The organism is Myroides sp. ZB35 (genome assembly GCF_001865835.1).
GTDB lineage: Bacteria > Bacteroidota > Bacteroidia > Flavobacteriales > Flavobacteriaceae > Flavobacterium > Flavobacterium odoratimimum.
Genome location: NZ_CP017769.1, coordinates 1,396,155 through 1,418,169, shown reverse-complemented (window position 1 = coordinate 1,418,169; position 22,015 = coordinate 1,396,155). Strand labels below are relative to the sequence as shown.

Here is a 22,015-nt window from a genome sequence, read left to right as displayed (position 1 = left end):
TTGATATTAAAAAAAAGTATAATTTAGCACCTATAACAAAAGACGAAAATGAATACACAATTTTTAAATACTAATTGGTGGTGGCTAGCTAAATCCTATCAGGGTTCGGTTGGTCGTACTATGTATTTAAGTTGTGATTAGTTATAGATAGAATTATATACACATATTATATAGATAAAGCCTGCTAGGAACCCCTAGCAGGCTTTTTTTTGCTTTAAACTCAAATATTTACAAGAAATGAAACTTCACATCAATCACAAAAAGATACTTGGAGACCTATACACTCCTATCGAAATATACCTCAAACTAAGAGATAAGTTCTCTAATAGCTTCTTATTAGAAAACTCTAGTAACCACTCGAGAGAGAACAGTTGTTCTTACATCTGTTTTGAACCGATGATGTCTTATATCGTTACTACAGATACGACTACAGTACAGACCTTAGAGAACACCACGACATATCCTACAGCAGATATCAATGTTCTAGATCAACTACAACTGTTCATCAAAGAAATCAACGTAGAAAATGCAAATCAATATGATTACTTAAAGGCAGGTGTCTATGGATATACGAGTTATGACAGCATCCCACTAGTACACGATATACAGTTTAAACCAAGTGATAACAGCCTTCCATTAATGCAGTACCACTTCTTTAAGTACATCATAGTATATGATCACTATAAGAATGAAATGCACTTAGTAGAATACACGCTTACAGGAGAAGAAAGCCAATTAAATAAAATACATGCCTATCTAAACACCAATAGCATTACTCCTTACCCTTTCAAAATGGTAGATGCTCCAAAGACACCTTACACAGATGAAGAGTTTCTAGAGATTATAAAAAAAGGAAAAGAACACTGCTACAGAGGAGATGTATTCCAGCTGGTACTCTCACGTAAGTATAAGCAACAGTTTACCGGAGATGAGTTTAATGTATATAGAGCTCTTCGTTCTATTAACCCTTCTCCTTACCTATTCTACTTTGACTATGGAGCATTTAAGATATTCGGTTCATCTCCAGAAGCACAAGTAGTCGTTAAGGAGAATAAAGCGTATGTCAATCCAATAGCAGGCACATTTAGAAAAACAGAAGACAAGGCTCAGAACGAGATACTAACACAGCAGTTACTTAATGACCCTAAAGAGAATGCAGAACATATCATGCTAGTAGACTTGGCTAGAAATGACCTAAGTATCACAGGAACAGAGGTCACAGTAGAAGAGTATAAAACGGTAGAACAATACTCTCATGTCATCCATCTAGTGTCTAAAGTCAGTGCTACCATAGATATGCAGAAAGATAGCCTTAATGTATTCGCCAATACCTTCCCTGCAGGGACACTATCAGGAGCGCCTAAGCACAGAGCGATGGAACTAATCAATCAGTATGAACCAGAGAGCAGAGGGTTCTATGGAGGTACGATAGGTTTTATCACCTTAGACGGAGAGATTAACCATGCAATCTTTATCAGATCTGCTCTAAGTTATCAGAACGAGTTACACTATCAGGCAGGATGTGGTATCGTGACCAAGTCAGATGACTTGTCAGAATTAAAAGAAATAGAAAACAAACTAAGTGCTATCACACTAGCTATCCGTGAAGCCCAAAACATATAAGTTATGAAAGTATTAGTAATCGACAACTATGATTCCTTTATCTACAATGTGATACATATCCTGAAAGAACTAGGGATAGAAACAATAGATATCATTAAGAATGACAAGATAGCACTAGAACAAATAGATCAGTATGATAAGATTATCCTTTCGCCAGGGCCGGGTATACCATCAGAAGCAGGCAAACTAATGGAAGTGATAGCCTATGCTGCTAATCATAAAGACATATTAGGTATCTGTCTAGGGCATCAGGCTATAGGTGAGTACTATGGACATTCGTTAAAGAGATTAGAAACACCCTTACACGGCATATCATCACCTATACAGCTAGCTGCACCTGATGAACTGTTCCAGTCTATGCCTGACCACTCGCCTATCGCACACTATCACTCGTGGGTAATAGAAGACAAGAACAGTGAGCTGACAGTCACAGCCTATGACGAACAACAGAATATCATGGCTGTGAAGCATCGAACACTTAATGTCAGAGGAGTACAGTTTCACCCAGAGTCGATATTGACCACGTATGGAAAAGAGATTATTAAAAATTGGATTAAAAACTAACGCTATGAAAGAGATATTAAATCACTTAATACAACATAAGACACTTACTACAGAACAAGCAAAAGAGATAGTCATCAATATGGCTAATGACAAGTATACAGATGCACAGATGGCATCTATACTGACTACATTCATCATGAGACCTATCACATTAGAGGAGTTAAGAGGGTTCCGAGAAGGAATGTTACAGCTAGCTAATAAAGTAGATCTATCCGACTATAACCCTATGGACTTATGTGGTACGGGAGGAGATGGAAAAGACACTTTTAATATATCTACACTGTCATCCTTTGTGACAGCAGGAGCAGGAGTACCTGTGGCTAAACATGGTAACTACGGAGTGTCTTCTATCTCAGGATCATCAAGTGTCATGGAGAACTTAGGTATTCATTTTAAAAGCACAGAAGCAGAGCTAAAAGAACAATTAACAGAAGCAAATATCTGTTTTCTACATGCTCCTTTATTTCACCCAGCCATGAAGAGAATCGCCCCTGTGAGAAAAGCACTTGGAGTGAAGACGTTCTTTAATATGCTTGGTCCACTGACTAATCCTGCTCAGCCTAAGGTACAACTAGTAGGTCTGTTTAACCTTGAGCTGTTGAGAATGTATAAATACTTCTTGCAGGCAGAGAATACACAGTACAGCATTATACATGCCTTAGACGGCTATGATGAATGTAGCTTGACTAAATCGGCTAAGCTAATCAATAACAAAGAAGAGAAACTAATAGACGCTTCTTACTTTAATAGTCCTGTCATCCGTGAAGAAGATATCAAAGGAGGAAAAACAGTAGAAGAGTCAGCTTATATCTTCTGGCAAATACTTAAAGGTAAAGGTACCTCTGCTCAGAATAATGTAGTCCTTGCTAATAGCGCTTTAGCTATTAATACCTACTATCCTGAACTAAGCATCTTAGAGGCAAAAGCAAGAGCAGAAGAATCTCTACTAGGAGGAAAAGCAAAAGAGAAGTTTGAAATACTAAAAGAATTGAGATGAAGATATTAGAACAAATAAAGGCACATAAACAAATAGAAGTAGCACAACGCAAAACTATAAAGAGTATTGCTGACCTAAGAAATGCTCCATTATACAACAGAATACCGCTTGATTTTAAGTCTGCTATACTTGCTAAGAACAACAGAGCGATCATCGCAGAGTTTAAGAGACAGTCTCCTTCTAAAGGAATCATCCATCCCAACGCGAATATCACTGAGATAGTAAAAGGATATGAAGCGAATGGAGCTGCGGCTTTATCAATTCTAAACGACAGTCAATTCTTCGGTGCTCTACCCACTGACTTTGCTAACGCACGTGCTTCAGTAGACTTGCCTCTATTACAGAAAGACTTTATCCTAGACGAGTACCAGATAGAAGAAGCTAAAGCGATAGGTGCAGACGCCATTCTATTGATCGCTAAAATGCTTCCTATCGAACGTGTCAAAGTATTGACTGATTATGCACATCAGCTTGGTTTACAAGTATTATTAGAGACACATACTGAACAAGAAATACGAGACCATTTACATACTGAGTTTGACCTCATCGGGATAAACAATAGAGATCTGAACACCTTTGAAGTAAATATTCAGCACAGTATCGCTCTAGCTAATCTATTACCTCAGCAGGCAGTGAAGATAGCAGAAAGTGGTATACAGAATGCCGCTACGTTATTAGAATTAGCTGACAATGGATTCTCAGGGTTCTTAATGGGAGAATACTTTATGAAAATGGCTAATCCTACTGAACAATTAAGGCTATTACAACAAGAGATTAAATTGTAAACAGCGATGAAGAAGATAAAGATCTGTGGGATGTTTGATATAGACAATATTAATTCTGTTGGGCAAGAGCACATTGACATGATGGGATTTATCTTTTATCCGAAGTCAAAGCGATATGTAAGTACAGATATTAACAAGGCTGTTGATAACCTACCTCATCATATTCAGAAAGTAGGTGTATTCGTCAATGCTACAAGACAAGAAATAGCACAACGCATAAAGCAGTATAAACTAGACTATATACAACTTCACGGTAACGAAAGCCCAGAAGATTGTGCTTACCATAAAGAGCAAGGAATAAAGGTAATCAAGGCTTTCTCTATAGGAGTAAAGGAGGATTTCAGTCAAATAGAACAATACGAAGCATACTGTGACTTATTTGTATTCGACACCCCTACTCCAGAGTATGGAGGTAGTGGATTATCATTTGATTGGGATGTATTACAGCATTATCAAGGTAGTACCCCTTATCTACTAAGTGGAGGATTAGGATTACACAACATACAGTCCGCTTTGCTATTACGAGATGATAGATTAGCAGGCTTTGACCTCAACAGTAAATTAGAAAACGATCAACATCATAAAGACATAACACTAGTGAGAAAACTAGTAAAAGAAATAAGAGACTATGAAAGAATTTAACCCAAACGAACAAGGATATTACGGAGAGTACGGAGGTTCATTTATCCCTGAGATGCTGTATAAGAACGTATCAGACTTACAAGAGAGCTACCTAGATATCATACAGACAGAAGATTTTCAACAAGAACTAAATAAGCTACTTAAAGATTATGTAGGAAGACCTACTCCTCTATTCTATTCTGCTAACTTGTCTGCTAAATATAAAGCAAAGATTTATCTGAAAAGAGAAGATCTAAATCACACAGGAGCCCATAAAATCAACAATACGATAGGACAAGTACTCTTAGCCAAACGTCTAGGCAAAAAGAGAATTATAGCTGAGACAGGTGCAGGACAGCACGGGGTAGCTACTGCTACTACTTGCGCACTATTAAATCTAGAGTGTACTGTATTTATGGGAGCACATGATATCGAACGTCAGAAACCTAATGTAGAACGCATGCGTATGCTAGGGGCAAAAGTAGTAGCTGCTGAGAGTGGGAGCAAGACTTTAAAAGACGCTACAAATGAAGCCATACGCGAATGGATCAATAATCCACAAGAGACCTATTATGTGATTGGTTCTGTAGTAGGTCCTCATCCTTATCCTGATATGGTAGCGAAGTTTCAATCTATCATCAGTAAAGAAATAAAAGCACAGCTCATAGAGCAAGAGAATACTCCTAATCCAGACTATGTAGTAGCATGTGTAGGTGGAGGAAGTAATGCGATGGGCGCCTTCTATCACTTTATAGATAATGGTCATACAAAGTTAATTGCAGTAGAAGCGGCAGGTCTAGGAGTAGAAACAAGACAGACTGCAGCTACTATCGCCTTAGGAAAACAAGGTATTATCCACGGTAGTAAGACTTACCTTATACAGACTGAGGATGGACAGATTATAGAGCCTTATTCTATCTCAGCCGGATTAGATTATCCTGGTATAGGACCTGCACATGCCTATCTGAGTGATACAGGTAAGATCACTGTAGGTAGTATCACAGATGATGAAGCGATCAAAGCTGCTTTTGAATTAACGCGTATAGATGGGATTATACCTGCACTAGAATCAGCACACGCCTTGGCTTACCTAAATAAGATGGAGCTAAAAGAAAGCGATATCGTAGTGGTAAACTTATCAGGACGAGGCGATAAAGACATGATTACTTACTCTAAATACTTTAACCATGAATAACAGAATCAACACACTCTTCACCGAGAAGAAATCCAATATACTTTCTATATACTTCACAGCTGGTTATCCTGCTATAGAAGACACCATGACCATCTTAAAGAATCTAGATAACGCTGGTGTAGATTTAGTAGAAATAGGCATGCCTTTCTCAGATCCACTAGCAGACGGGCCAGTTATACAGCACAGTAGTGAGCAGGCTTTACTAAACGGTATTACAGTCTCTAAGCTATTCGAACAATTAAAAGAAATGAGACAGCACATTACTATACCTGTTGTCTTAATGGGGTATCTAAATCCAGTACTAAGATATGGTGTAGAGGCATTCATAGCGAAATGCGCAGAAGTAGGTGTAGATGGTATTATCCTTCCAGACTTACCTATAGACTACTACTTATCACATTTCAAGACACACTGTGATAAACACAACGTCAGTAATATCATGTTAATAAGTAATGATACTTCGATAGAACGCGTGCGCCATATAGATGAGCAGACAGATGGTTTTATCTATTTAGTTTCTTCTAATGGAACTACAGGCTCTAACAAGTCTTTAGAAGAACAACAAACATACTATAAACACATTCAAGATTTAAAGCTTAAAAACCTAGCACTTATTGGCTTTGGGGTAAGAGATAAACACACCTATGACCTCACGAATCAATATAGCTCAGGGGCGATTATAGGAACAGCCTTTATGAAGCATATTAATGAACATGGTATTAGTGAGGATAGCATTCTTAACTTCGTCAAGAGCATTAGGTAAGTATAGCCCTAATTATGGCGAATTCGCCACATTTAAGATTTAACGATATATACTAAACAAAATAGGCAACTCGCCTGAGTTGCCTATTTTGTTATTTTAAAGAATGGTGATTAAGAACATCCGCAGCTACCTCCGCCACAAGAACCTTTCTTATTCGTTTTATTCTTCCAAAAGCCTTTTTTAATGATGTACCCCAATGCAATAATTACAATTGCATAGGCAATTATTTCTTGGTAACCCATAATTACTTTATTTTAAAAGTTGATATGCTATTAAAGCTGCGACATACGCAAAAACAGTCATAAACACTAATTGGTAGATAGTCCATTTCCAAGACTTAGTCTCTCTTTTCACGATTGCTACTGTAGCTGTACACTGCATCGCAAAAGCATAAAAGAACATTAGTGACACCCCACTGGCTAGCGTGAAGACTGGTTGTCCTGTATCAGGCCATATCTCAGCTGCCATTTTTTGTTTAATACGTCCATCTTCATCATTCTCATCCCCAGATCCTACATTATAAATAGTTCCAAGTACTCCTACAAAGATTTCACGTCCTACGAAAGAAGACAATACTGCGATACCTACTTTCCAGTCATACCCTAGAGGTTTAATTACAGGTTCTATTGTTTTACCTAGAATACCAATATAAGAATTCTCTAATTTATAACTAGCGATATGCTCACTTAATTCTTCTTCGCTTACCTCTTTATCTTGATATACTTCTGTAATATGTTTCTCAGCATTCTCAAAGCGTTCTCCAGGTCCATGAGCACCTAAGAACCAAATGATGATCGATAATACGAATATAATCTTACCTGCACCTACTACGAATGCTTTAGTCTTCTCATACATATTCACCACTACGTTCTTAATAATAGGAGTACGGTAGTTTGGCATCTCGATTACGAAGTATGACTTGCGCTCGCTCTTAATGTATTTACTCAATGCCCAAGAAGACAATAAAGCTGCTAAGAATCCTACTAGATAGAATAACGTCAATGTCAATCCTTGTATACTTAAGAACCCAAATACACGTGTATCAGGGATTACTAAAGCAATAATGATAATATATACTGGAATACGAGCAGAACACGTAGTAAACGGTGTTACAAGTATTGTAATCAATCTTTCTTTAGGGTTCTCAATATTACGAGCAGACATAATCGCCGGAATAGCACATGCATTACCAGAGATAAGAGGCACTACTGATTTACCACTTAATCCGAATGGACGCATTAATCTATCCATTAAGAACACCACTCTACTCATATACCCTGTCTCTTCTAAGATAGAAATAAACATAAATAGAATAGCAATCTGAGGGATGAAAGGCATTACCCCTCCAATACCTGGTACGATACCATCCGCTATCAAATCTGTAAGTTTACCTGGCTCCATCGTATCATGTACCCAAGAACTAAGATTAGCAAACTGCTCATCTATCCAATCCATCGGAATACTTGACCACTCAAAGATAGCCTGGAAGACCAACATCATAATCGCAAAGAAGATTAGATATCCATACACTTTATGGGTAAGTATTCTATCTACTTTAGAGCGAAGATCTGTAGCTTTATTGACATCACGTGAGTACGTTTCTTTTAAAACGTCGTTGATAAACTGATATCTCTTGATTGTCTTTTTATGTTGAAGCTTTTTGATTTCACTTTCTGACAACTGAACTCCTTTAGCCTCTATCTCTTTCTTCCCTATATTCCCGATCTTGATGTCTTGTGAATAGATCATCCACAATTTGAATACAGAAAGGTTAGGGAATGTCAAAGCAAGTTTACTAAAGAACTCTGTGTCTACAGCTGTAGCATTCACACATGGTTCTATAGAATACGTTCTATAATTTAATATTGCTTGTTTTAACTCTTGAATACCAAGTTTTTTCTTCGCACTGATTAAAACAATCTTTGTATTTAATTTCTTTTCTAACTCAGCTATCTTCAGACTAATCCCCTTCTCGTCCATATGATCAGCCATATTAACAGCTAATATCGTAGGAACACCAAGTTCTTTAACCTGAGTAAATAGTAATAAGTTACGCTTTAGATTTTCTATATCAGCTACTACAACAGTAACATCTGGAAAGTCATCATTAGTAGGATCAAATAATAAGTCTAATACAATGCGTTCATCTTCAGAACTCGCATTAATACTATATGTTCCTGGTAAGTCGATAATAGTAGCATTTACTTTATCATCTAACTTCGCTACTCCAGATTTTTTATCTACAGTAATACCAGGATAATTTCCTATCTTATGGTTAAGACCCGTCAGGGCATTGAATACAGAGGTTTTCCCTACATTAGGATTACCTATTAGGGCAACTTTTATATCTTTTTTCATCAACTATATGTAATATCTTAATCTAATTAGCCAATTAATTCTACTTGTATCTCCTTAGCTAATTCTTTTCGAATAGATAAATGCGTATCATTAATACACAGATATATTGGGTCACCTAGAGGAGCTACCTCTAGAAGTTCCACAGCATTACCTGGTAGACATCCCATCTCTAATAGTTTTAAAGGAACCTTGTGCATATCGAAGTCTGCTATCACTCCTTTTTCATTTCTTTTTAATAAGTCTAAAGTTGTACTCACCTTATTTAGATTTAATTCATATTGCAAATTTAGTCAATAAAAAAGATTATAGAACTATATTCCTAATAATTATCAGTATTAATACTACTATAATTACCGCACAACCTTTTCATTATTAGCTTATTTTGATTCATAACTTAGAAACAGAAATATTCATATATAAGAAATCCCTCTACATCAACTAATAAATGTAGAGGGATTATACTGTATAATAACTTGACTATTTAGTCTTATTTTGCTCATGTTCATACAGCCATTGGATATCTTCCCATAACTGTTGCATATTCTTAGTTTCTTTATCAGGTGTATCTAGATTAGTACCATCATAGAACCCTCTAATACGGCCATTACCATCTACTAATACAAAGTTTTCGGTGTGTACCATATCGTACATCTCTTCTGGAGATCCTGTCTTCACTGCTAAGTAAGAGTTACGAGCGATATAATAGATATCTCTTTTATCCCCTGTTACTAAATTCCATATCTTATCATCAGCACCTTTGTGTAATGCATATTCTTTTAGCACAGGTACACTATCGATATCAGGAGTTACTGAGTGTGATAATAATTTAACGCCTGGCAGAGTCTTAATCTTATCTTGAAGCCAAACCATATTATCACTCATGATAGGACAGATCGTAGTACATGTTGTAAAGAAGAAATCAGCTACATAGATATGTCCTTCATAATCTTTATTCGTAATTGTATCACCATTCTGGTTTAAGAACTTAAATGCAGCTATCTTGTGCTTCTGTTTATTGGCCTCATGTTGGATTAAACTATCTACCATTTCAGGGTTCACCATAGCTGGTGTATATACTGGTAGTGATTTTCTATACTTCAGTGCATTGTAGAACATCACCATGATTCCTGCACATAAAAGGAAGAAGAAAATAAAAAAGTATTTATATTTCTTGAAAAAGTGTAACATTTTGAATAGAGTTTCGACAAACTTACAAAATCCCTTTTAACCTGAAGGTTAAAGACATGATAAATACAAGATGTCTTATTTAAAGTAGAGAAAAATACGATTATAAAAGATATTTTCTATTTTTGTTAGAATATCAATAGGAACAAAATTAATTATATACTATGAACAAAAGAGTTTTATTAACCTCTGCCTTCGCTGTAGTATCATTAGTAGCTTGTAAAGATGCTAAGAATACTACAGAGCAAGAAGATCAAGTAGCTCATGGAATCAACCTAGAATACATGGATAAAAATGTAAAGCCTGGTGATGACTTTTTCCGTTATGTAAACGGTGCTTGGTATGACAAAACAGAAATTCCAAATGACAGAACACGTTGGGGAAGTTTTGATGAATTAAGACAAAACACTGATAAGGATGCCCTTGCTATCCTTAGAGAGGCTGCTGAAGACTCTAAACTTGATCCTAAATCTGATCAAGCTAAAGCTGTAGCTGTATTCCAAACTTACTTAGATGAAGCTAAGAGAAATGAGTTAGGAGTAGCTCCTCTTAAACCTTACTTAGATAAAATCAATGCAATCAAAACTCCAGAAGATGCGACTAAACTAATCAACGAATTAGTAGCTGAAGGAGGATTAGGATTATATTCTATCTACGTATATGCAGATGCAAAAAGCTCTCAAGAAAATACAGTATACATCAGTTTAGGTTCTTTAGGTTTACCTGATCGTGACTATTATGTATTAAAAGATAAAGACATCACTGAAAAACGTGACCAATACGTAGCACACGTAGCGCGTATGTTAGAATTAGCTGGTGAGCCTAAAGAAGAGGCTACTACAGATTCTAAACGTGTATTAGCGATCGAAACTAAAATGGCAGAACCTCGTCTTACTAGAGTAGAGCGTAGAGATAGCCGTCTTACTTATAACCCTATGACAGTAGCTGAGCTTCAAAAATTAACACCTGCTGTTGATTGGAATGCTTATATCGCTGCTACAGGATTAAAGAACGTTGAAAAGCTAATTGTATCTCAACCGAAATACATGAAAGCACTTAACGAAATCCTTTCTGCTAAAAATATCGAAGATATCAAAGCATATATGAAATGGACTTTAGTGAACAAAAACGCTAGTTACTTATCTACTGAGATGGAGAAAGCGAACTGGGAGTTCTACTCTAAAACATTAGAAGGTGCTAAAGAACAAAGACCTGTTGACGAAAGAGCATTAGCTGTAGTTAACGGTACTGTAGGAGAAGCTTTAGGACAATTATACGTTGCTAAAAAATTCCCTGCTGAAGCGAAAGCAAAAGCTCAAGCAATGATTAAAAACGTACTTACAGCTTTCGGTGATCGTATCAAAGCATTACCATGGATGGCTGAAGAAACTAAAAAAGGTGCTTTAGAAAAATTAGCAACTACAACAGTGAAAATCGGTTACCCTGACAAATGGGAAGATTACTCTGCTATGGATATTAAAGCTCCTAAAGACGGTGGTAATCACTTCGAAAACATGAAGAATGCTACTAAATGGGATTTTGCTAAAAACATGGAAGACTTCGGTAAACCTGTAGATAAATCTCGTTGGGGAATGGCTCCACAGACAGTGAACGCTTACTTCAACCCTATCTATAACGAAATCGTATTCCCTGCTGCTATCTTACAACCTCCATTCTATGATTATAAAGCTGACGAAGCGATTAACTATGGTGGTATCGGAGCTGTAATCGGACACGAGATCTCTCACAGTTTTGATGACTCAGGAGCTCGTTATGATAAAAACGGAAACTTAAACAACTGGTGGACTGACGCTGACTTAGCTAGTTTTACTAAATTAGGTGATGCTTTAGCTGCTCAGTACAGCGCATTAGAGCCTCTACCAGGTGTATTCGTAGACGGTAAATTCACTTTAGGTGAGAATATCGGAGACTTAGGTGGTGTTAATGCTGCTTATGACGGATTACAAATCTATTTAAAAGAAAACGGTGATCCAGGTCTAATCGACGGATTCACACCTGAGCAACGTTTCTTTATCTCTTGGGGAACTATCTGGAGAACTAAAGCTCGTGATGAGGCAATTAAAAACCAAGTGAAAACTGACCCTCACGCTCCTGGACACTACAGAGCGTATGTACCTCTTCAAAACGTAGATGCTTTCTACAAAGCATTTGATATTAAAGAAGGTGATAAATTATACATCAAACCTGAGGAAAGAGTTAAAATCTGGTAATCAGAACACAATAAATAACGATAAAGGAGTCTCAATGAGGCTCCTTTATTTTTTTATCCATACGACAAGGCTAAGCCTACACAAAACCCAAACAACAACCTCAACTTCAATACCATACATTCAAAAACAGCGCTTCGCTATATCAAACCTAATTGGACTTATCGCATAGTGGTCGCATAGTTATGGGATACTGCTCGCATAAAAAAGGGCTAAAAGTATGCGACCACAATGCTATCGTTATCCTTTGACTGTTCTATCATAGACTACAAGAAATAAACAAGTAACACTATATCCCACAAAAAAAGCATTGTGATAATCACAATGCTTTACTATTAGTATTTTGAGTTCTTCCTAACTATAAGGTTTTCTCGTCTATCTTTTTAATCATAGGATCTACTTCTAACATCCATAGATAGTAATCCTCACTAGTGTATAATTGACTTAAAAACTCTCCGACTAAGAATCGCTTCACAATCTGTTTTCGCTTATCTAATTTGAAGAATAGTTTATTGCCTTCTAGATGTTTAATATAAGCTTTAAATACTTTATCAGAAGACATCACATAGTCTATCACCTCTTCTTTAGACATATTAGTAAACTTCGCTCTTTCTTTATCGATCTCTTGGAATACAAAGAAACTCACAATACCCGATTTCATCAGAAGTACCACAGTGTCATCTCCATGCTTATTCCCTATCGGAACAAAGATATCCGGTACTATACCACCACCTCCATAGACTACACGTCCTTTTAAGGTTTTGTACTGTAGGCTATCGGCTACTTTTATACTATCAGCAGCATATAACTCTCCATGTGCATATCTCGTTCTAAAATCGTTATTATACTCTTCTACCCCCATCGTATAAGGCTTCTGTATAGATCGTCCAGAAGGAGTGAAGTAACGAGCTGTAGTCAATCTAATAGCAGAACCATCCCCGAGCATCAATTCTCGTTGTACAAGTCCTTTACCGAAGCTTCTACGCCCTACGATAGTACCTCTATCATTATCCTGTATCGCTCCAGCTATAATTTCACTAGCAGAAGCAGAATTCTCATTAATCAATACATAAAGAGGCTTATCTGTAAAGAGACCACTTCCTTTAGACTTTGTGACTCTCTCTTGACCACCTTTATTTACAGTCTTTACGATTACCTGATCTTTCTTTAATAAATCATTTAGCATATTCACTGCTTGATCCATATACCCTCCTCCATTATCTCTCAAATCTAGGACTAGGCTAGAAATATCTTGCGTAATCAGATCCTCTAACGCCTTTTTAAACTCCTCGTAAGTTGTACTAGAGAATCTATTGAGCTTAATATATCCTCTACCGTCTGATAACTTAAATGCAGCATCTACACTCTTGATAGGAATAGGCTGTCTATTGACCACAATGTCTAGCTTCTTACCTACAGTCTTACGATAGACTTCTAATTTTACATCAGTATCCCTTTCCCCTCTTAAGTATTTAGCGATACTATCAGAGGTCATCTCCTTTCCATACAGATGCTGTCCGTCAGCACTTATGATACGGTCACCCGGCTGTATACCAGATTTAAAAGCGGGGCCATCTACGATATCTTTGATTACAGCGACACTATCTTTATAGTAATAGTAGTTCACCCCTATCCCTACGAAACTACCTTGCATAGACTCTGTCACAGACTGTAGCTCACTCTTGCCGATATAGATAGAGTGTGGATCTAGTTGTTCTAGAATAGTAGTCACCGTTCTATCGACGATAGAGTCAGTATCTACATTATCTACATACTCCTTCTCTATAAAATCAATTAGCCGATTTAATTTAAGCTTATTGTGATTGGTATAAAAACCTGTTTTTCCACGATAAGAAGCAGATACAAGAAAGCCTCCTAGTAAAATACCTAAGGATAAAGAAATCGATATAATCAGAGGCCAAAAAAACTTTTTCATCTACAGTGGATATTAATCAAGGTCAGGAAGAAATACGACATCCACCCCTGCTTTTTCTAAAAAGTCTACCCCTTCTGTATCACGGTAACCTTCACTGTACACCACTCTAGTAATCCCTGCCTGATGGATAAGTTTACTACAGTCTCTACATGGAGACATCGTGATATAAAGTGTAGCCCCTTGACAACTCTGTGTAGAACTAGCTACCTTCAAGATAGCGTTAGCCTCAGCATGTAGCACATACCAGTGCGTAGTATCGTTTTCGTCTTCACAACAATTCTCAAAACCAGTAGGTGTCCCATTGTATCCGTCAGAAATAATCATTCTATCTTTTACAATAATAGCGCCTACCTTTTTTCGTTTGCAATACGATAGTTGTCCCCATTCGCGAGCCATACGCAAATAAGCCTTATCATATTTAGTTATTTTTGATTCATTCATATCAGAAATATTTACAAAGTTCTCTATCCCTTTGATCTAACAAAAATACACAAACCTTTTTGTTAATACACCAATCTTAGAATAGGAACTTACTTCGTTTATCTAATTTACTATCCAAACGAACAATCTATTATAAACTCACTACTAAAAACACACTTCATTATGATAAGCATAAAAATATCATAAAAAAACTATAGACTCCATAATTTATCATTATATTAGATATAATAAACTGAACCAATTTACTAACCAAAAAACAAACAAAAATGTCATACTCAGAATTATTTGATTTAGGATTTAGAGAGAGAAACAAAGGCCACTTTGCTTCGATAGTACGTGTGGCGTTAGCGAATGGACATTGTAGTACAGAGGAAAAAGCTTTTTTAGATGAACTAGCTATTCGACTAGAAATCAGCGACGAGGACTATGCGAATATATTAAAGAACCCAGAGAGCTATCCTGTCAACCCTCCCTATCTAGAGACCAATCGTATCGAAAGATTATACGATTTGGCAAGAATGGTATATGTAAATCACGTATTAGGACCAAAACAAAAAGAGATATTAAAGAAATTTGCTGTTGCCTTAGGTTTCACTAACAATATAGATTTCTTAGTAGATAAATCTCTATCATTATTAGTCTTAAATGTGGATATAGATACCTTCATAGAAGAAATTCACAACCTTAAAAAATAAAAAAAGTGAGCTAATCCTAAAGATTAGCTCACTTGTTATTTTATAGAAATACTTCTTATTTCTTCATAAACTCTTCAGCCTTTTCTACCATGTTTTTACTACCACAGAAGAAAGGAACACGTTGGTGTAACTCCGTTGGCTCTATCTCCATGATACGAGTATAACCATCAGATGCTCTACCACCAGCTTGCTCAATGATGAATGCAATAGGATTACACTCATATAACAATCTTAGTTTACCTTTAGGAGCTTTAGTACTAGTAGGGTAAATGTAGATACCTCCTTTTAGAATATTACGGTGAATATCAGATACTAAACTACCGATGTATCTAGAAGTATATGGTCTATCATTCTCTTCTGCTTGACAGTACTTTAAGTAATCTTTTACCCCTTGTGGGAAGTGTACATAGTTCCCCTCATTGATAGAGTAGATATGCCCATCCTCATTAATCTTCATATTCGGGTGAGACAAGAAGAATGTACCGATCGCTGGATTTAATGTAAACCCGTGTACTCCATTACCTGTAGTATAAACTAACATCGTAGAAGAACCGTATACAATATATCCTGCTGCTACTTGATTCTCTCCTTTTTGTAAGAAGTCTTCTTTTGTTACAGGAGTTCCGATAGGAGTCACACGTCTATAAATAGAGAAAATAGTACCTACTGATACATTCACATCGATATTAGACGAACCGTCTAGTGGATCCATTAGCACTACATACTTGTTCTCGTTGCTGTTATCTCTACCGTGGATAGAAATAAAATCATCCTCTTCTTCAGAAGCGATACCACATACGATTTCTCTATTGATAAGTGTTTTAATGAATACTTCGTTTGCAAAAACATCAAGTTTCTGCTGTTGCTCACCTTGTACATTTTGTTTTCCAAAAGCACCTACGATGTCAACTAAACCTGCTTGGTTAACTTGGTGACTTACTACTTTAGCAGCTAGTCTAAGAGAGTTAATTAATCTTGATAACTCACCAGAAGAGTATTTAAAGTCTTCTTGTTTTTCAATGATAAACTCTCCTAAAGTTTGAGATCTTTCTGTTGTCATTTTCAAAAATGATTCTTAAGTTGTGTATTTTACAGTGCAAATATCGTTAATTTTGTTGTCTAACCGAAGACATTAACCATTAAATCAATAACTAAAATGAATATTAGATCTGCAACCCCTCAAGATATGCCTAATGTATTAGCATTAATACAAGAACTAGCAACTTTCGAAAAAGAACCTGATGCTGTCGTAGTTACCGCTGAAGACCTAATCAGAGATGGTTTTGGAGCAAATCCTTTATTTAATGTTATTGTTGCTGAGCTAGACACTAAAATCATCGGCATGGCTTTATTCTACAATAGATATTCTACCTGGAAGGGTAAGACGATTCACTTAGAAGATCTTATCGTCACAGAAGCTGCTAGAGGTACAGGAGCGGGATATGCACTGTATGCAGAAATAATGAATATCGCAAAGAAAGAAGGTGTACGAAGAGTAGAATGGGTAGTTCTGAACTGGAATGAACCGGCTATTAACTTTTATAAAAAATCCGGAGCGACAGTATTAGAAGATTGGTATACTGTACAAATGGATCAAAACGGAATAGAACAATTTAGTCAATCTAAGTAAATGAGAGTATTCAAATTTGGAGGAGCCTCAGTAAGAGACGCAGAAAATGTAAGAAACGTTTGTAACGTATTAAAAACAGTGGGCTATGAAGATAGCCTAATCATTGCTTCTGCAATGGGTAAAACGACGAATGCCTTAGAAGTAGTCGTACACAACTATTTTCAGAATAGATTTGACTTAGCAGAGTCTGTTGATGTAGTTAAAGATTATCACTACACGATCGTTAGAGAATTATTCCCTAATGAAGATCACGATATCTATGCATCGCTAAAAGAGCTATTTGATTCTATTACTTACTTCTTACTGAACAATAAATCTCCTAATTACAATTTCGTTTATGATCAAATCGTAAGCTATGGAGAGATTATCTCTACGACTATCTTACACTATTACCTACTAGAATCAGGTATAGATAATACTTGGCTAGACTCAAGAAACTTAATCAAAACAGATACAGTCTATAGAGATGCTGATGTAAACTGGGATATCACGATAGAGAATATCAAAAAAGAGATTTGTACAAAACAATTATTCATTGTACAAGGATTTATTGGCTCTGACTACAACGGTTTCTCTACTACATTAGGCAGAGAGGGGTCTGACTACTCAGCCGCTATATTTGCTTATGCCTTAGACGCTGAGAGTGTAACGATATGGAAAGATGTACCAGGGGTACTGAATGCTGATCCACGTTATTTTGAAGATACGACTCTACTACAACATATTTCTTATCAAGAAGCAATAGAACTAGCATTCTACGGTGCGTCAGTCATCCATCCGAAGACCTTACAACCATTGCGTCAAAAAGAAATACCCTTATATGTAAAGTCATTCTTAAATCCATTATTACCAGGAACGAATGTATCTAAAGGAGCACCATTGACTCCTCATGTTCCATGTTTTATTGTGAAGAAGAACCAATTATTAATATCACTATCTTCTAAGGATTTCTCTTTTATCATGGAGCAGAATATCAGCGATATTTTTAAATTATTCGGAGAGTATAATATTAAAGTGAATGTCATACAGAACTCTGCTATTAGCTTCTCTGTATGTGTAGAAGATAAGTTTAATCACTTCGAAGATGTAAGACTATTGCTTACAGATAAATTTAAGGTGAGCTATAATGAGAATGTGTCTCTATATACCATAAGACACTTCGATGATCACTCTGCACAGAAGATACTTGGTGATAAAACATTATTATTAAAACAAGTGAATAGAGAGACAATGCAGATTGTCACTAAAGAATAATATCACAAAGGCTGTCTCACGAAGACGGCCTTTTTAATATACTATACTAAATAACCATACATTGACCATAGTTATAAGACTCATTGTCTAATCTTCTTTTTACCTAATCTACAGGTGTGTAAAAAGAACTTAGCCACTGCATATATCAGGATATAGATTCCCCATAATAGCAACCCGTGTATATAGACTATACCCATTAAGACTTTCTTCATAAGCTATTCATTAAAACCAAATATTAGCTATAAAGCAAGATAAAACAGCACCCACTCAAAGGCTAATGCGATGATAAAGCTACCTATAAAAGCAATGATATACTGCACTTTAGTCACTTCTTTCTTTTTAATATCCTGTATTACTTTATACAATATAGCACCGAAGACACCTATCACAATACTCGATAGTATCCATACCATATAAAATCTACTTTCATAATCTAAGTCCATATCTACACTTGCTTTTAATAATCACGTTCTATAAAGATACGCAACTTTAACGAATAGTTTTTCTCTAATGAAATAAATAGCACTTTAAAAAACAGTATTTTTAACTCCTAAACATCAAGCTATGCCGACCATCACAAGAACCGACTCTGACAATAAAGACTTTCTAAACCTCATCATAGAACTAGACAAATACCTCAAAACAACTGATGGTGATGAACATGACTTCTTTGATCAATACAATAAAGTAGATCATATCAACCATGTTATTGTTATCTATGAAGATAATCATGCTATAGCCTGTGGAGCTATCAAAGAATATGACTCACATACTATGGAAGTTAAGCGTATGTACACTGCTCCTATCGCTAGAGGTAAGGGTGTCGCTTCTATTGTACTAGCTGAACTAGAAAAGTGGAGTCTGGAGCTAGGTTATACACGCTGTATCTTAGAGATGGGTAAGCTACAGACACAAGCAGAGATATTATACAGAAAGAATAACTATACTGTTATCCCTAACTACGGTCAGTACGAAGGTGTGGAGAGTAGCCTGTGTTTTGAAAAGATGTTGTAGATCTATTTATTTGATAATTATACTTATTCCTATATTCTCTTTTAAAATTAATAACTCTATATAGCACAAAAAACATAACTTAGTAGAAAACAAATAATTATGAATAAAAAGATATATTACTTTTTATGGGTTTTGCTAGTTATTAACCTACTTTGGTCTTTGCTAATTGACAGAAAAGACTTTATTAGTTCTTTGTTGTATAGTCTATTTATGTTCTTGATATTAGGTATATACTATATTTTTGAATCTAAAAGAAATAAAAAACCGTCTTAGTATTTCCTAAGACGGGTTTATATCATTCAACTAATTTGGTTTCCATGCTATTATCTTCTGAATAATACCATTCTCAGACATAACAGTTTTTAATACACCATATATTCCCGCGATCATAAGCAAAATAACGAAGATTAATACTAATGACATTCCTGCTGATACAGCATTACTATACAATAGTGTATAGATAAAAGCAAACATTAAAGACAACATACTTATAGGAATGACAAACAGAAACAGAAGATAAGTTCCTACCTTTTTATACTTCATCATAGGGGCACCAATCGCAAAACTAAACATTGTCACAAATACAAAAGCGATAAGAATAAATACTATACTAAATCCAGTAATCACAATCACATCACTTGTATTTAACGTTGTTATCTTTTCTGTCTTAGGATTATAATAGATTACATAGCCTTGTCCTTTAATAGGCATATCCCCTACAGAAGAATCAAGGGTATGAGTTATACTCACTTTATCCTTAGTTGTAAATGTAACTATTGGTTTATAATTGATACTTCCACTTCGACTCCCTCTTTTACTTCGACTCCCCTCAGTCTTATATGTTGTATAAGACACTACCTTAGCCATGTACTTATCACCATTACTAATAATATTAACTTTATTAGACACTACATTGTACAATAATGAGCCAGTACTATAAGTAACCCACATAATACCCAACAATATAAAATAAGTCCCCTTACCTAGGTCCTTTAACATAGGAAGTGAGTTATATCTCTGACATCGTCTATTAATTAATTTACCTAATATTATACTAATGACTATCCCTATTATCACAGGTAATAAAAACATTAATTCTCTCTTAATTATATCCATACTTCCCGTATTTATCCCCTTCTCGTTGTATTCCCAAACCTAGTGTTATCTACTCTTCTTATTCCCTTTCTATTCATCCCCATATTCTTTAGACCATCTCCATAGATATTTTTGAGATAACCCCAAATAGCCAATGTCAGTACCAAACTAAAAAACACTAAGATGATATTAACCCAAAGCGGTTTATCCTTACCATCAAATAATGCCCATATCATAGCTCCATCAAACAAAATCATAATCAAAGGCAATACTATAGCTAGTCCTAAGAATGCTCCTATCTCTTTATATCTATCCATAGACCAATTCATCGCATATATCACCATACCGACAAAAAGATATACGAGTATAACGATCATCACCCCAAAAGCGAGTATCAACGCTACTGTCCCTATCCCAAAGGTAGTTACACGCTCATTAGCCTCATCATAATATACCGTGTGCTGATCGCCTACGGTAGGCATACCACTACTAGAATAGTCAAGCTCATATTCTACCACTTCACCTCCTCTGGTAGTGAAGTGTACTGTAGGTGTATACATCGTGGTATAGCCATTATCATCAGAGTTACGACTCTCATAGCTAGTATAGGATACCACACGCGCCTCATATTTATCCCCGTTATATACAGTCTGTGTCTTCGTAATGATCATCATCGTCAAGGCTACAGTCCCACCTATCGCAAATGAAGAAATAGACGCCACGATAAGATAGATATACCCTATCCCTAGACATCCTGTTTTGGTTCCATTATGAGAAGAACGCTTTATTATTTTATAAGTCAGCCATATTGTATACAATATCCCTAACCCAAATGCCAACTGATTAATTCTGATTTCGTCCATTACTATCTTTTTTTACGTCTATTACTTCTGCGCTTCCACTCGTCATTATGAGGATTAGGCTTATTCGTGCGCTGTGTACTTCTATTGCTTTCTTGTCTAGAGTGATTAGCAGTCTGAGACCTTGTCACAGATTTATCTTGTGTTATTCCTTTTGTCTTATTCTCCTTACTTTTACTAGCGTTCTTTTCTTTTTCTATTAAGTCTGTTATCTCTTCCCTGATAATCTTCACATACAGTATAATCCCGATTAACAAGATCAAGATAAATACCATTAATAATACAGAAAGGGGAATATTGTATATATTAATAACAAGTGCGTAGATCAAAGCCCCTTCGAATACAAGCATAATCAAAGGAACTAATACTCCTAGTCCTAATAATCTAGCCAATCTATTATATCGGCGCATATCTCTTCCCATACCATAGAGCATAACACCTATAAATGCGAATACTAGCACCGCTACCATCGTCCCATAACAAATCAACTCTGCAAACAACTCAATACTGAATACTAGAGTTCCGTTAATTAAGCTAGATAGTGTACGAATAAACATACTTCCAAAAGCAACACTCCCGAAAACAGTCAATCCAAACAAACCTCCGATAATTAAGAATACGCGTATTACATCTACACAACCCGCTTTTTCTTTTCGCCCTTTCGTAGTACGTTTCACTATTCTAGACGTTAACCAGCCTGTATATAATAATCCTAGTATTATAGACCACTGATTATAAATCACATCTTCTATCATAACTATTTTTCTGTTA

The 22,015-nt window shown here is 35.9% G+C and carries 23 protein-coding genes; 12 read left to right on the top strand and 11 right to left on the bottom strand.

Going from position 1 to position 22,015, the window contains the following annotated elements; translation table 11 throughout:
* Positions 1 to 237 precede the first annotated feature (237 nt).
* From BK054_RS06395 to trpA, 7 genes are read left to right on the top strand one after another with little or no spacing between them, the layout of a single operon-like run.
* Positions 238 to 1,623, top strand: a complete 1,386-nt coding sequence (locus tag BK054_RS06395) for an anthranilate synthase component I family protein (protein WP_006262584.1) — start codon at positions 238 to 240, stop codon at positions 1,621 to 1,623.
* 3 nt (positions 1,624 to 1,626) lie between these two features.
* Positions 1,627 to 2,187 (top strand): anthranilate synthase component II, encoded by a 561-nt coding sequence (locus BK054_RS06390; protein WP_006262583.1) that lies wholly within the window; start codon positions 1,627 to 1,629, stop codon positions 2,185 to 2,187.
* Between the two features lie 4 nt (positions 2,188 to 2,191).
* Positions 2,192 to 3,184 carry an anthranilate phosphoribosyltransferase gene (gene trpD, locus BK054_RS06385; protein WP_071307634.1) on the top strand — a complete coding sequence of 331 codons (993 nt, stop codon included), beginning with the start codon at positions 2,192 to 2,194 and terminating at the stop codon, positions 3,182 to 3,184.
* Positions 3,181 to 3,969 (top strand): indole-3-glycerol phosphate synthase TrpC, encoded by a 789-nt coding sequence (gene trpC, locus BK054_RS06380; RefSeq protein WP_071307106.1) that lies wholly within the window; start codon positions 3,181 to 3,183, stop codon positions 3,967 to 3,969. The genes trpD and trpC overlap by 4 nt, the downstream gene beginning before the upstream one ends.
* A 6-nt stretch (positions 3,970 to 3,975) precedes the next feature.
* Positions 3,976 to 4,611 (top strand): phosphoribosylanthranilate isomerase, encoded by a 636-nt coding sequence (locus tag BK054_RS06375; RefSeq protein WP_071307105.1) that lies wholly within the window; start codon positions 3,976 to 3,978, stop codon positions 4,609 to 4,611.
* On the top strand, positions 4,598 to 5,785 hold the full coding sequence (gene trpB, locus BK054_RS06370; RefSeq protein WP_006262579.1) for a tryptophan synthase subunit beta: 1,188 nt from the start codon (positions 4,598 to 4,600) through the stop codon (positions 5,783 to 5,785). Before BK054_RS06375 ends, trpB begins: the two co-directional genes overlap by 14 nt.
* Positions 5,778 to 6,548 carry a tryptophan synthase subunit alpha gene (trpA, locus tag BK054_RS06365; protein ID WP_071307104.1) on the top strand — a complete coding sequence of 257 codons (771 nt, stop codon included), beginning with the start codon at positions 5,778 to 5,780 and terminating at the stop codon, positions 6,546 to 6,548. The genes trpB and trpA overlap by 8 nt, the downstream gene beginning before the upstream one ends.
* A 110-nt stretch (positions 6,549 to 6,658) precedes the next feature.
* Here the strand turns inward: trpA and BK054_RS18095 are convergent, their stop codons facing one another.
* The 4 genes from BK054_RS18095 to BK054_RS06350 all read right to left on the bottom strand — a co-directional run bounded on the left by BK054_RS18095 (position 6,659) and on the right by BK054_RS06350 (position 10,094).
* Positions 6,659 to 6,790 (bottom strand): FeoB-associated Cys-rich membrane protein, encoded by a 132-nt coding sequence (locus BK054_RS18095; RefSeq protein WP_006257716.1) that lies wholly within the window; start codon positions 6,788 to 6,790, stop codon positions 6,659 to 6,661.
* Between the two features lie 7 nt (positions 6,791 to 6,797).
* The gene (feoB, locus tag BK054_RS06360; protein WP_071307103.1) at positions 6,798 to 8,906 is read right to left on the bottom strand and encodes a ferrous iron transport protein B; all 2,109 of its coding nucleotides are present in this window, start codon (positions 8,904 to 8,906) and stop codon (positions 6,798 to 6,800) included.
* Between the two features lie 26 nt (positions 8,907 to 8,932).
* Positions 8,933 to 9,163 carry a ferrous iron transport protein A gene (locus BK054_RS06355; protein WP_006260493.1) on the bottom strand — a complete coding sequence of 77 codons (231 nt, stop codon included), beginning with the start codon at positions 9,161 to 9,163 and terminating at the stop codon, positions 8,933 to 8,935.
* 220 nt (positions 9,164 to 9,383) lie between these two features.
* Positions 9,384 to 10,094 (bottom strand): SCO family protein, encoded by a 711-nt coding sequence (locus tag BK054_RS06350; protein ID WP_016650010.1) that lies wholly within the window; start codon positions 10,092 to 10,094, stop codon positions 9,384 to 9,386.
* Between the two features lie 161 nt (positions 10,095 to 10,255).
* On the opposite strand from BK054_RS06350, the gene BK054_RS06345 reads away from it, so the two are divergent.
* Complete coding sequence (locus BK054_RS06345; RefSeq protein WP_006266129.1) at positions 10,256 to 12,322, top strand: M13 family metallopeptidase; 2,067 nt, start codon at positions 10,256 to 10,258, stop codon at positions 12,320 to 12,322.
* Positions 12,323 to 12,677: 355 nt separating this feature from the next.
* Here BK054_RS06345 and BK054_RS06340 read toward each other — a convergent pair whose 3' ends face one another.
* The gene (locus BK054_RS06340; RefSeq protein ID WP_006257721.1) at positions 12,678 to 14,255 is read right to left on the bottom strand and encodes a S41 family peptidase; all 1,578 of its coding nucleotides are present in this window, start codon (positions 14,253 to 14,255) and stop codon (positions 12,678 to 12,680) included.
* A gap of 12 nt (positions 14,256 to 14,267) precedes the next feature.
* Complete coding sequence (locus tag BK054_RS06335; RefSeq protein WP_006257722.1) at positions 14,268 to 14,696, bottom strand: deoxycytidylate deaminase; 429 nt, start codon at positions 14,694 to 14,696, stop codon at positions 14,268 to 14,270.
* A gap of 266 nt (positions 14,697 to 14,962) precedes the next feature.
* Here BK054_RS06335 and BK054_RS06330 point away from each other — a divergent pair, with 266 nt between their 5' ends.
* Positions 14,963 to 15,391: a fructose 1,6-bisphosphatase gene (locus tag BK054_RS06330; RefSeq protein WP_006257724.1), complete on the top strand. Its 429-nt coding sequence runs from the start codon at positions 14,963 to 14,965 to the stop codon at positions 15,389 to 15,391.
* Positions 15,392 to 15,446: 55 nt separating this feature from the next.
* Here the strand turns inward: BK054_RS06330 and fbp are convergent, their stop codons facing one another.
* Complete coding sequence (gene fbp / locus BK054_RS06325) at positions 15,447 to 16,451, bottom strand: class 1 fructose-bisphosphatase (RefSeq protein ID WP_006257725.1); 1,005 nt, start codon at positions 16,449 to 16,451, stop codon at positions 15,447 to 15,449.
* Positions 16,452 to 16,547: 96 nt separating this feature from the next.
* Here fbp and BK054_RS06320 point away from each other — a divergent pair, with 96 nt between their 5' ends.
* Both BK054_RS06320 and BK054_RS06315 read left to right on the top strand, forming a co-directional pair.
* Positions 16,548 to 17,021, top strand: coding sequence for a GNAT family N-acetyltransferase (locus BK054_RS06320; protein WP_006262576.1), 474 nt, complete (start codon positions 16,548 to 16,550; stop codon positions 17,019 to 17,021).
* Positions 17,022 to 18,275 (top strand): aspartate kinase, encoded by a 1,254-nt coding sequence (locus BK054_RS06315; RefSeq protein WP_006257727.1) that lies wholly within the window; start codon positions 17,022 to 17,024, stop codon positions 18,273 to 18,275. It begins immediately after the preceding gene.
* A 239-nt stretch (positions 18,276 to 18,514) separates the two neighbouring features.
* Here the strand turns inward: BK054_RS06315 and BK054_RS06310 are convergent, their stop codons facing one another.
* Positions 18,515 to 18,718, bottom strand: coding sequence for a hypothetical protein (locus BK054_RS06310; protein WP_006257728.1), 204 nt, complete (start codon positions 18,716 to 18,718; stop codon positions 18,515 to 18,517).
* A 121-nt stretch (positions 18,719 to 18,839) separates the two neighbouring features.
* Here BK054_RS06310 and BK054_RS06305 point away from each other — a divergent pair, with 121 nt between their 5' ends.
* Positions 18,840 to 19,289: a GNAT family N-acetyltransferase gene (locus BK054_RS06305; protein WP_071307102.1), complete on the top strand. Its 450-nt coding sequence runs from the start codon at positions 18,840 to 18,842 to the stop codon at positions 19,287 to 19,289.
* Positions 19,290 to 19,592: 303 nt separating this feature from the next.
* On the opposite strand, the gene BK054_RS06300 is transcribed toward BK054_RS06305, so the two are convergent.
* From BK054_RS06300 to BK054_RS06290, 3 genes are read right to left on the bottom strand one after another with little or no spacing between them, the layout of a single operon-like run.
* Positions 19,593 to 20,405 (bottom strand): DUF3592 domain-containing protein, encoded by an 813-nt coding sequence (locus tag BK054_RS06300; RefSeq protein ID WP_006262574.1) that lies wholly within the window; start codon positions 20,403 to 20,405, stop codon positions 19,593 to 19,595.
* 11 nt (positions 20,406 to 20,416) lie between these two features.
* Positions 20,417 to 21,247 (bottom strand): DUF3592 domain-containing protein, encoded by an 831-nt coding sequence (locus BK054_RS06295; RefSeq protein WP_071307101.1) that lies wholly within the window; start codon positions 21,245 to 21,247, stop codon positions 20,417 to 20,419.
* Between the two features lie 2 nt (positions 21,248 to 21,249).
* Complete coding sequence (locus BK054_RS06290) at positions 21,250 to 21,999, bottom strand: hypothetical protein (RefSeq protein ID WP_071307100.1); 750 nt, start codon at positions 21,997 to 21,999, stop codon at positions 21,250 to 21,252.
* Between the last annotated feature and the right edge of the window lie 16 nt (positions 22,000 to 22,015).

Coding starts and splice junctions, on each gene's coding strand:
- BK054_RS06310 (WP_006257728.1), bottom strand. CDS start 18,718: ATGGACTTAGATTATGAAAGTAGATTTTATATGGTATGGATACTATCG.
- BK054_RS06335 (WP_006257722.1), bottom strand. CDS start 14,696: ATGAATGAATCAAAAATAACTAAATATGATAAGGCTTATTTGCGTATG.
- BK054_RS06290 (WP_071307100.1), bottom strand. CDS start 21,999: ATGATAGAAGATGTGATTTATAATCAGTGGTCTATAATACTAGGATTA.
- BK054_RS06345 (WP_006266129.1), top strand. CDS start 10,256: ATGAACAAAAGAGTTTTATTAACCTCTGCCTTCGCTGTAGTATCATTA.
- BK054_RS06395 (WP_006262584.1), top strand. CDS start 238: ATGAAACTTCACATCAATCACAAAAAGATACTTGGAGACCTATACACT.
- BK054_RS06375 (WP_071307105.1), top strand. CDS start 3,976: ATGAAGAAGATAAAGATCTGTGGGATGTTTGATATAGACAATATTAAT.
- BK054_RS06300 (WP_006262574.1), bottom strand. CDS start 20,405: ATGGATATAATTAAGAGAGAATTAATGTTTTTATTACCTGTGATAATA.
- trpA (WP_071307104.1), top strand. CDS start 5,778: ATGAATAACAGAATCAACACACTCTTCACCGAGAAGAAATCCAATATA.
- BK054_RS18095 (WP_006257716.1), bottom strand. CDS start 6,790: ATGGGTTACCAAGAAATAATTGCCTATGCAATTGTAATTATTGCATTG.
- BK054_RS06340 (WP_006257721.1), bottom strand. CDS start 14,255: ATGAAAAAGTTTTTTTGGCCTCTGATTATATCGATTTCTTTATCCTTA.
- trpC (WP_071307106.1), top strand. CDS start 3,181: ATGAAGATATTAGAACAAATAAAGGCACATAAACAAATAGAAGTAGCA.
- BK054_RS06350 (WP_016650010.1), bottom strand. CDS start 10,094: ATGTTACACTTTTTCAAGAAATATAAATACTTTTTTATTTTCTTCTTC.
- BK054_RS06390 (WP_006262583.1), top strand. CDS start 1,627: ATGAAAGTATTAGTAATCGACAACTATGATTCCTTTATCTACAATGTG.
- BK054_RS06295 (WP_071307101.1), bottom strand. CDS start 21,247: ATGGACGAAATCAGAATTAATCAGTTGGCATTTGGGTTAGGGATATTG.
- trpB (WP_006262579.1), top strand. CDS start 4,598: ATGAAAGAATTTAACCCAAACGAACAAGGATATTACGGAGAGTACGGA.
- BK054_RS06305 (WP_071307102.1), top strand. CDS start 18,840: ATGCCGACCATCACAAGAACCGACTCTGACAATAAAGACTTTCTAAAC.
- feoB (WP_071307103.1), bottom strand. CDS start 8,906: ATGAAAAAAGATATAAAAGTTGCCCTAATAGGTAATCCTAATGTAGGG.
- BK054_RS06320 (WP_006262576.1), top strand. CDS start 16,548: ATGAATATTAGATCTGCAACCCCTCAAGATATGCCTAATGTATTAGCA.
- BK054_RS06330 (WP_006257724.1), top strand. CDS start 14,963: ATGTCATACTCAGAATTATTTGATTTAGGATTTAGAGAGAGAAACAAA.
- fbp (WP_006257725.1), bottom strand. CDS start 16,451: ATGACAACAGAAAGATCTCAAACTTTAGGAGAGTTTATCATTGAAAAA.
- trpD (WP_071307634.1), top strand. CDS start 2,192: ATGAAAGAGATATTAAATCACTTAATACAACATAAGACACTTACTACA.
- BK054_RS06315 (WP_006257727.1), top strand. CDS start 17,022: ATGAGAGTATTCAAATTTGGAGGAGCCTCAGTAAGAGACGCAGAAAAT.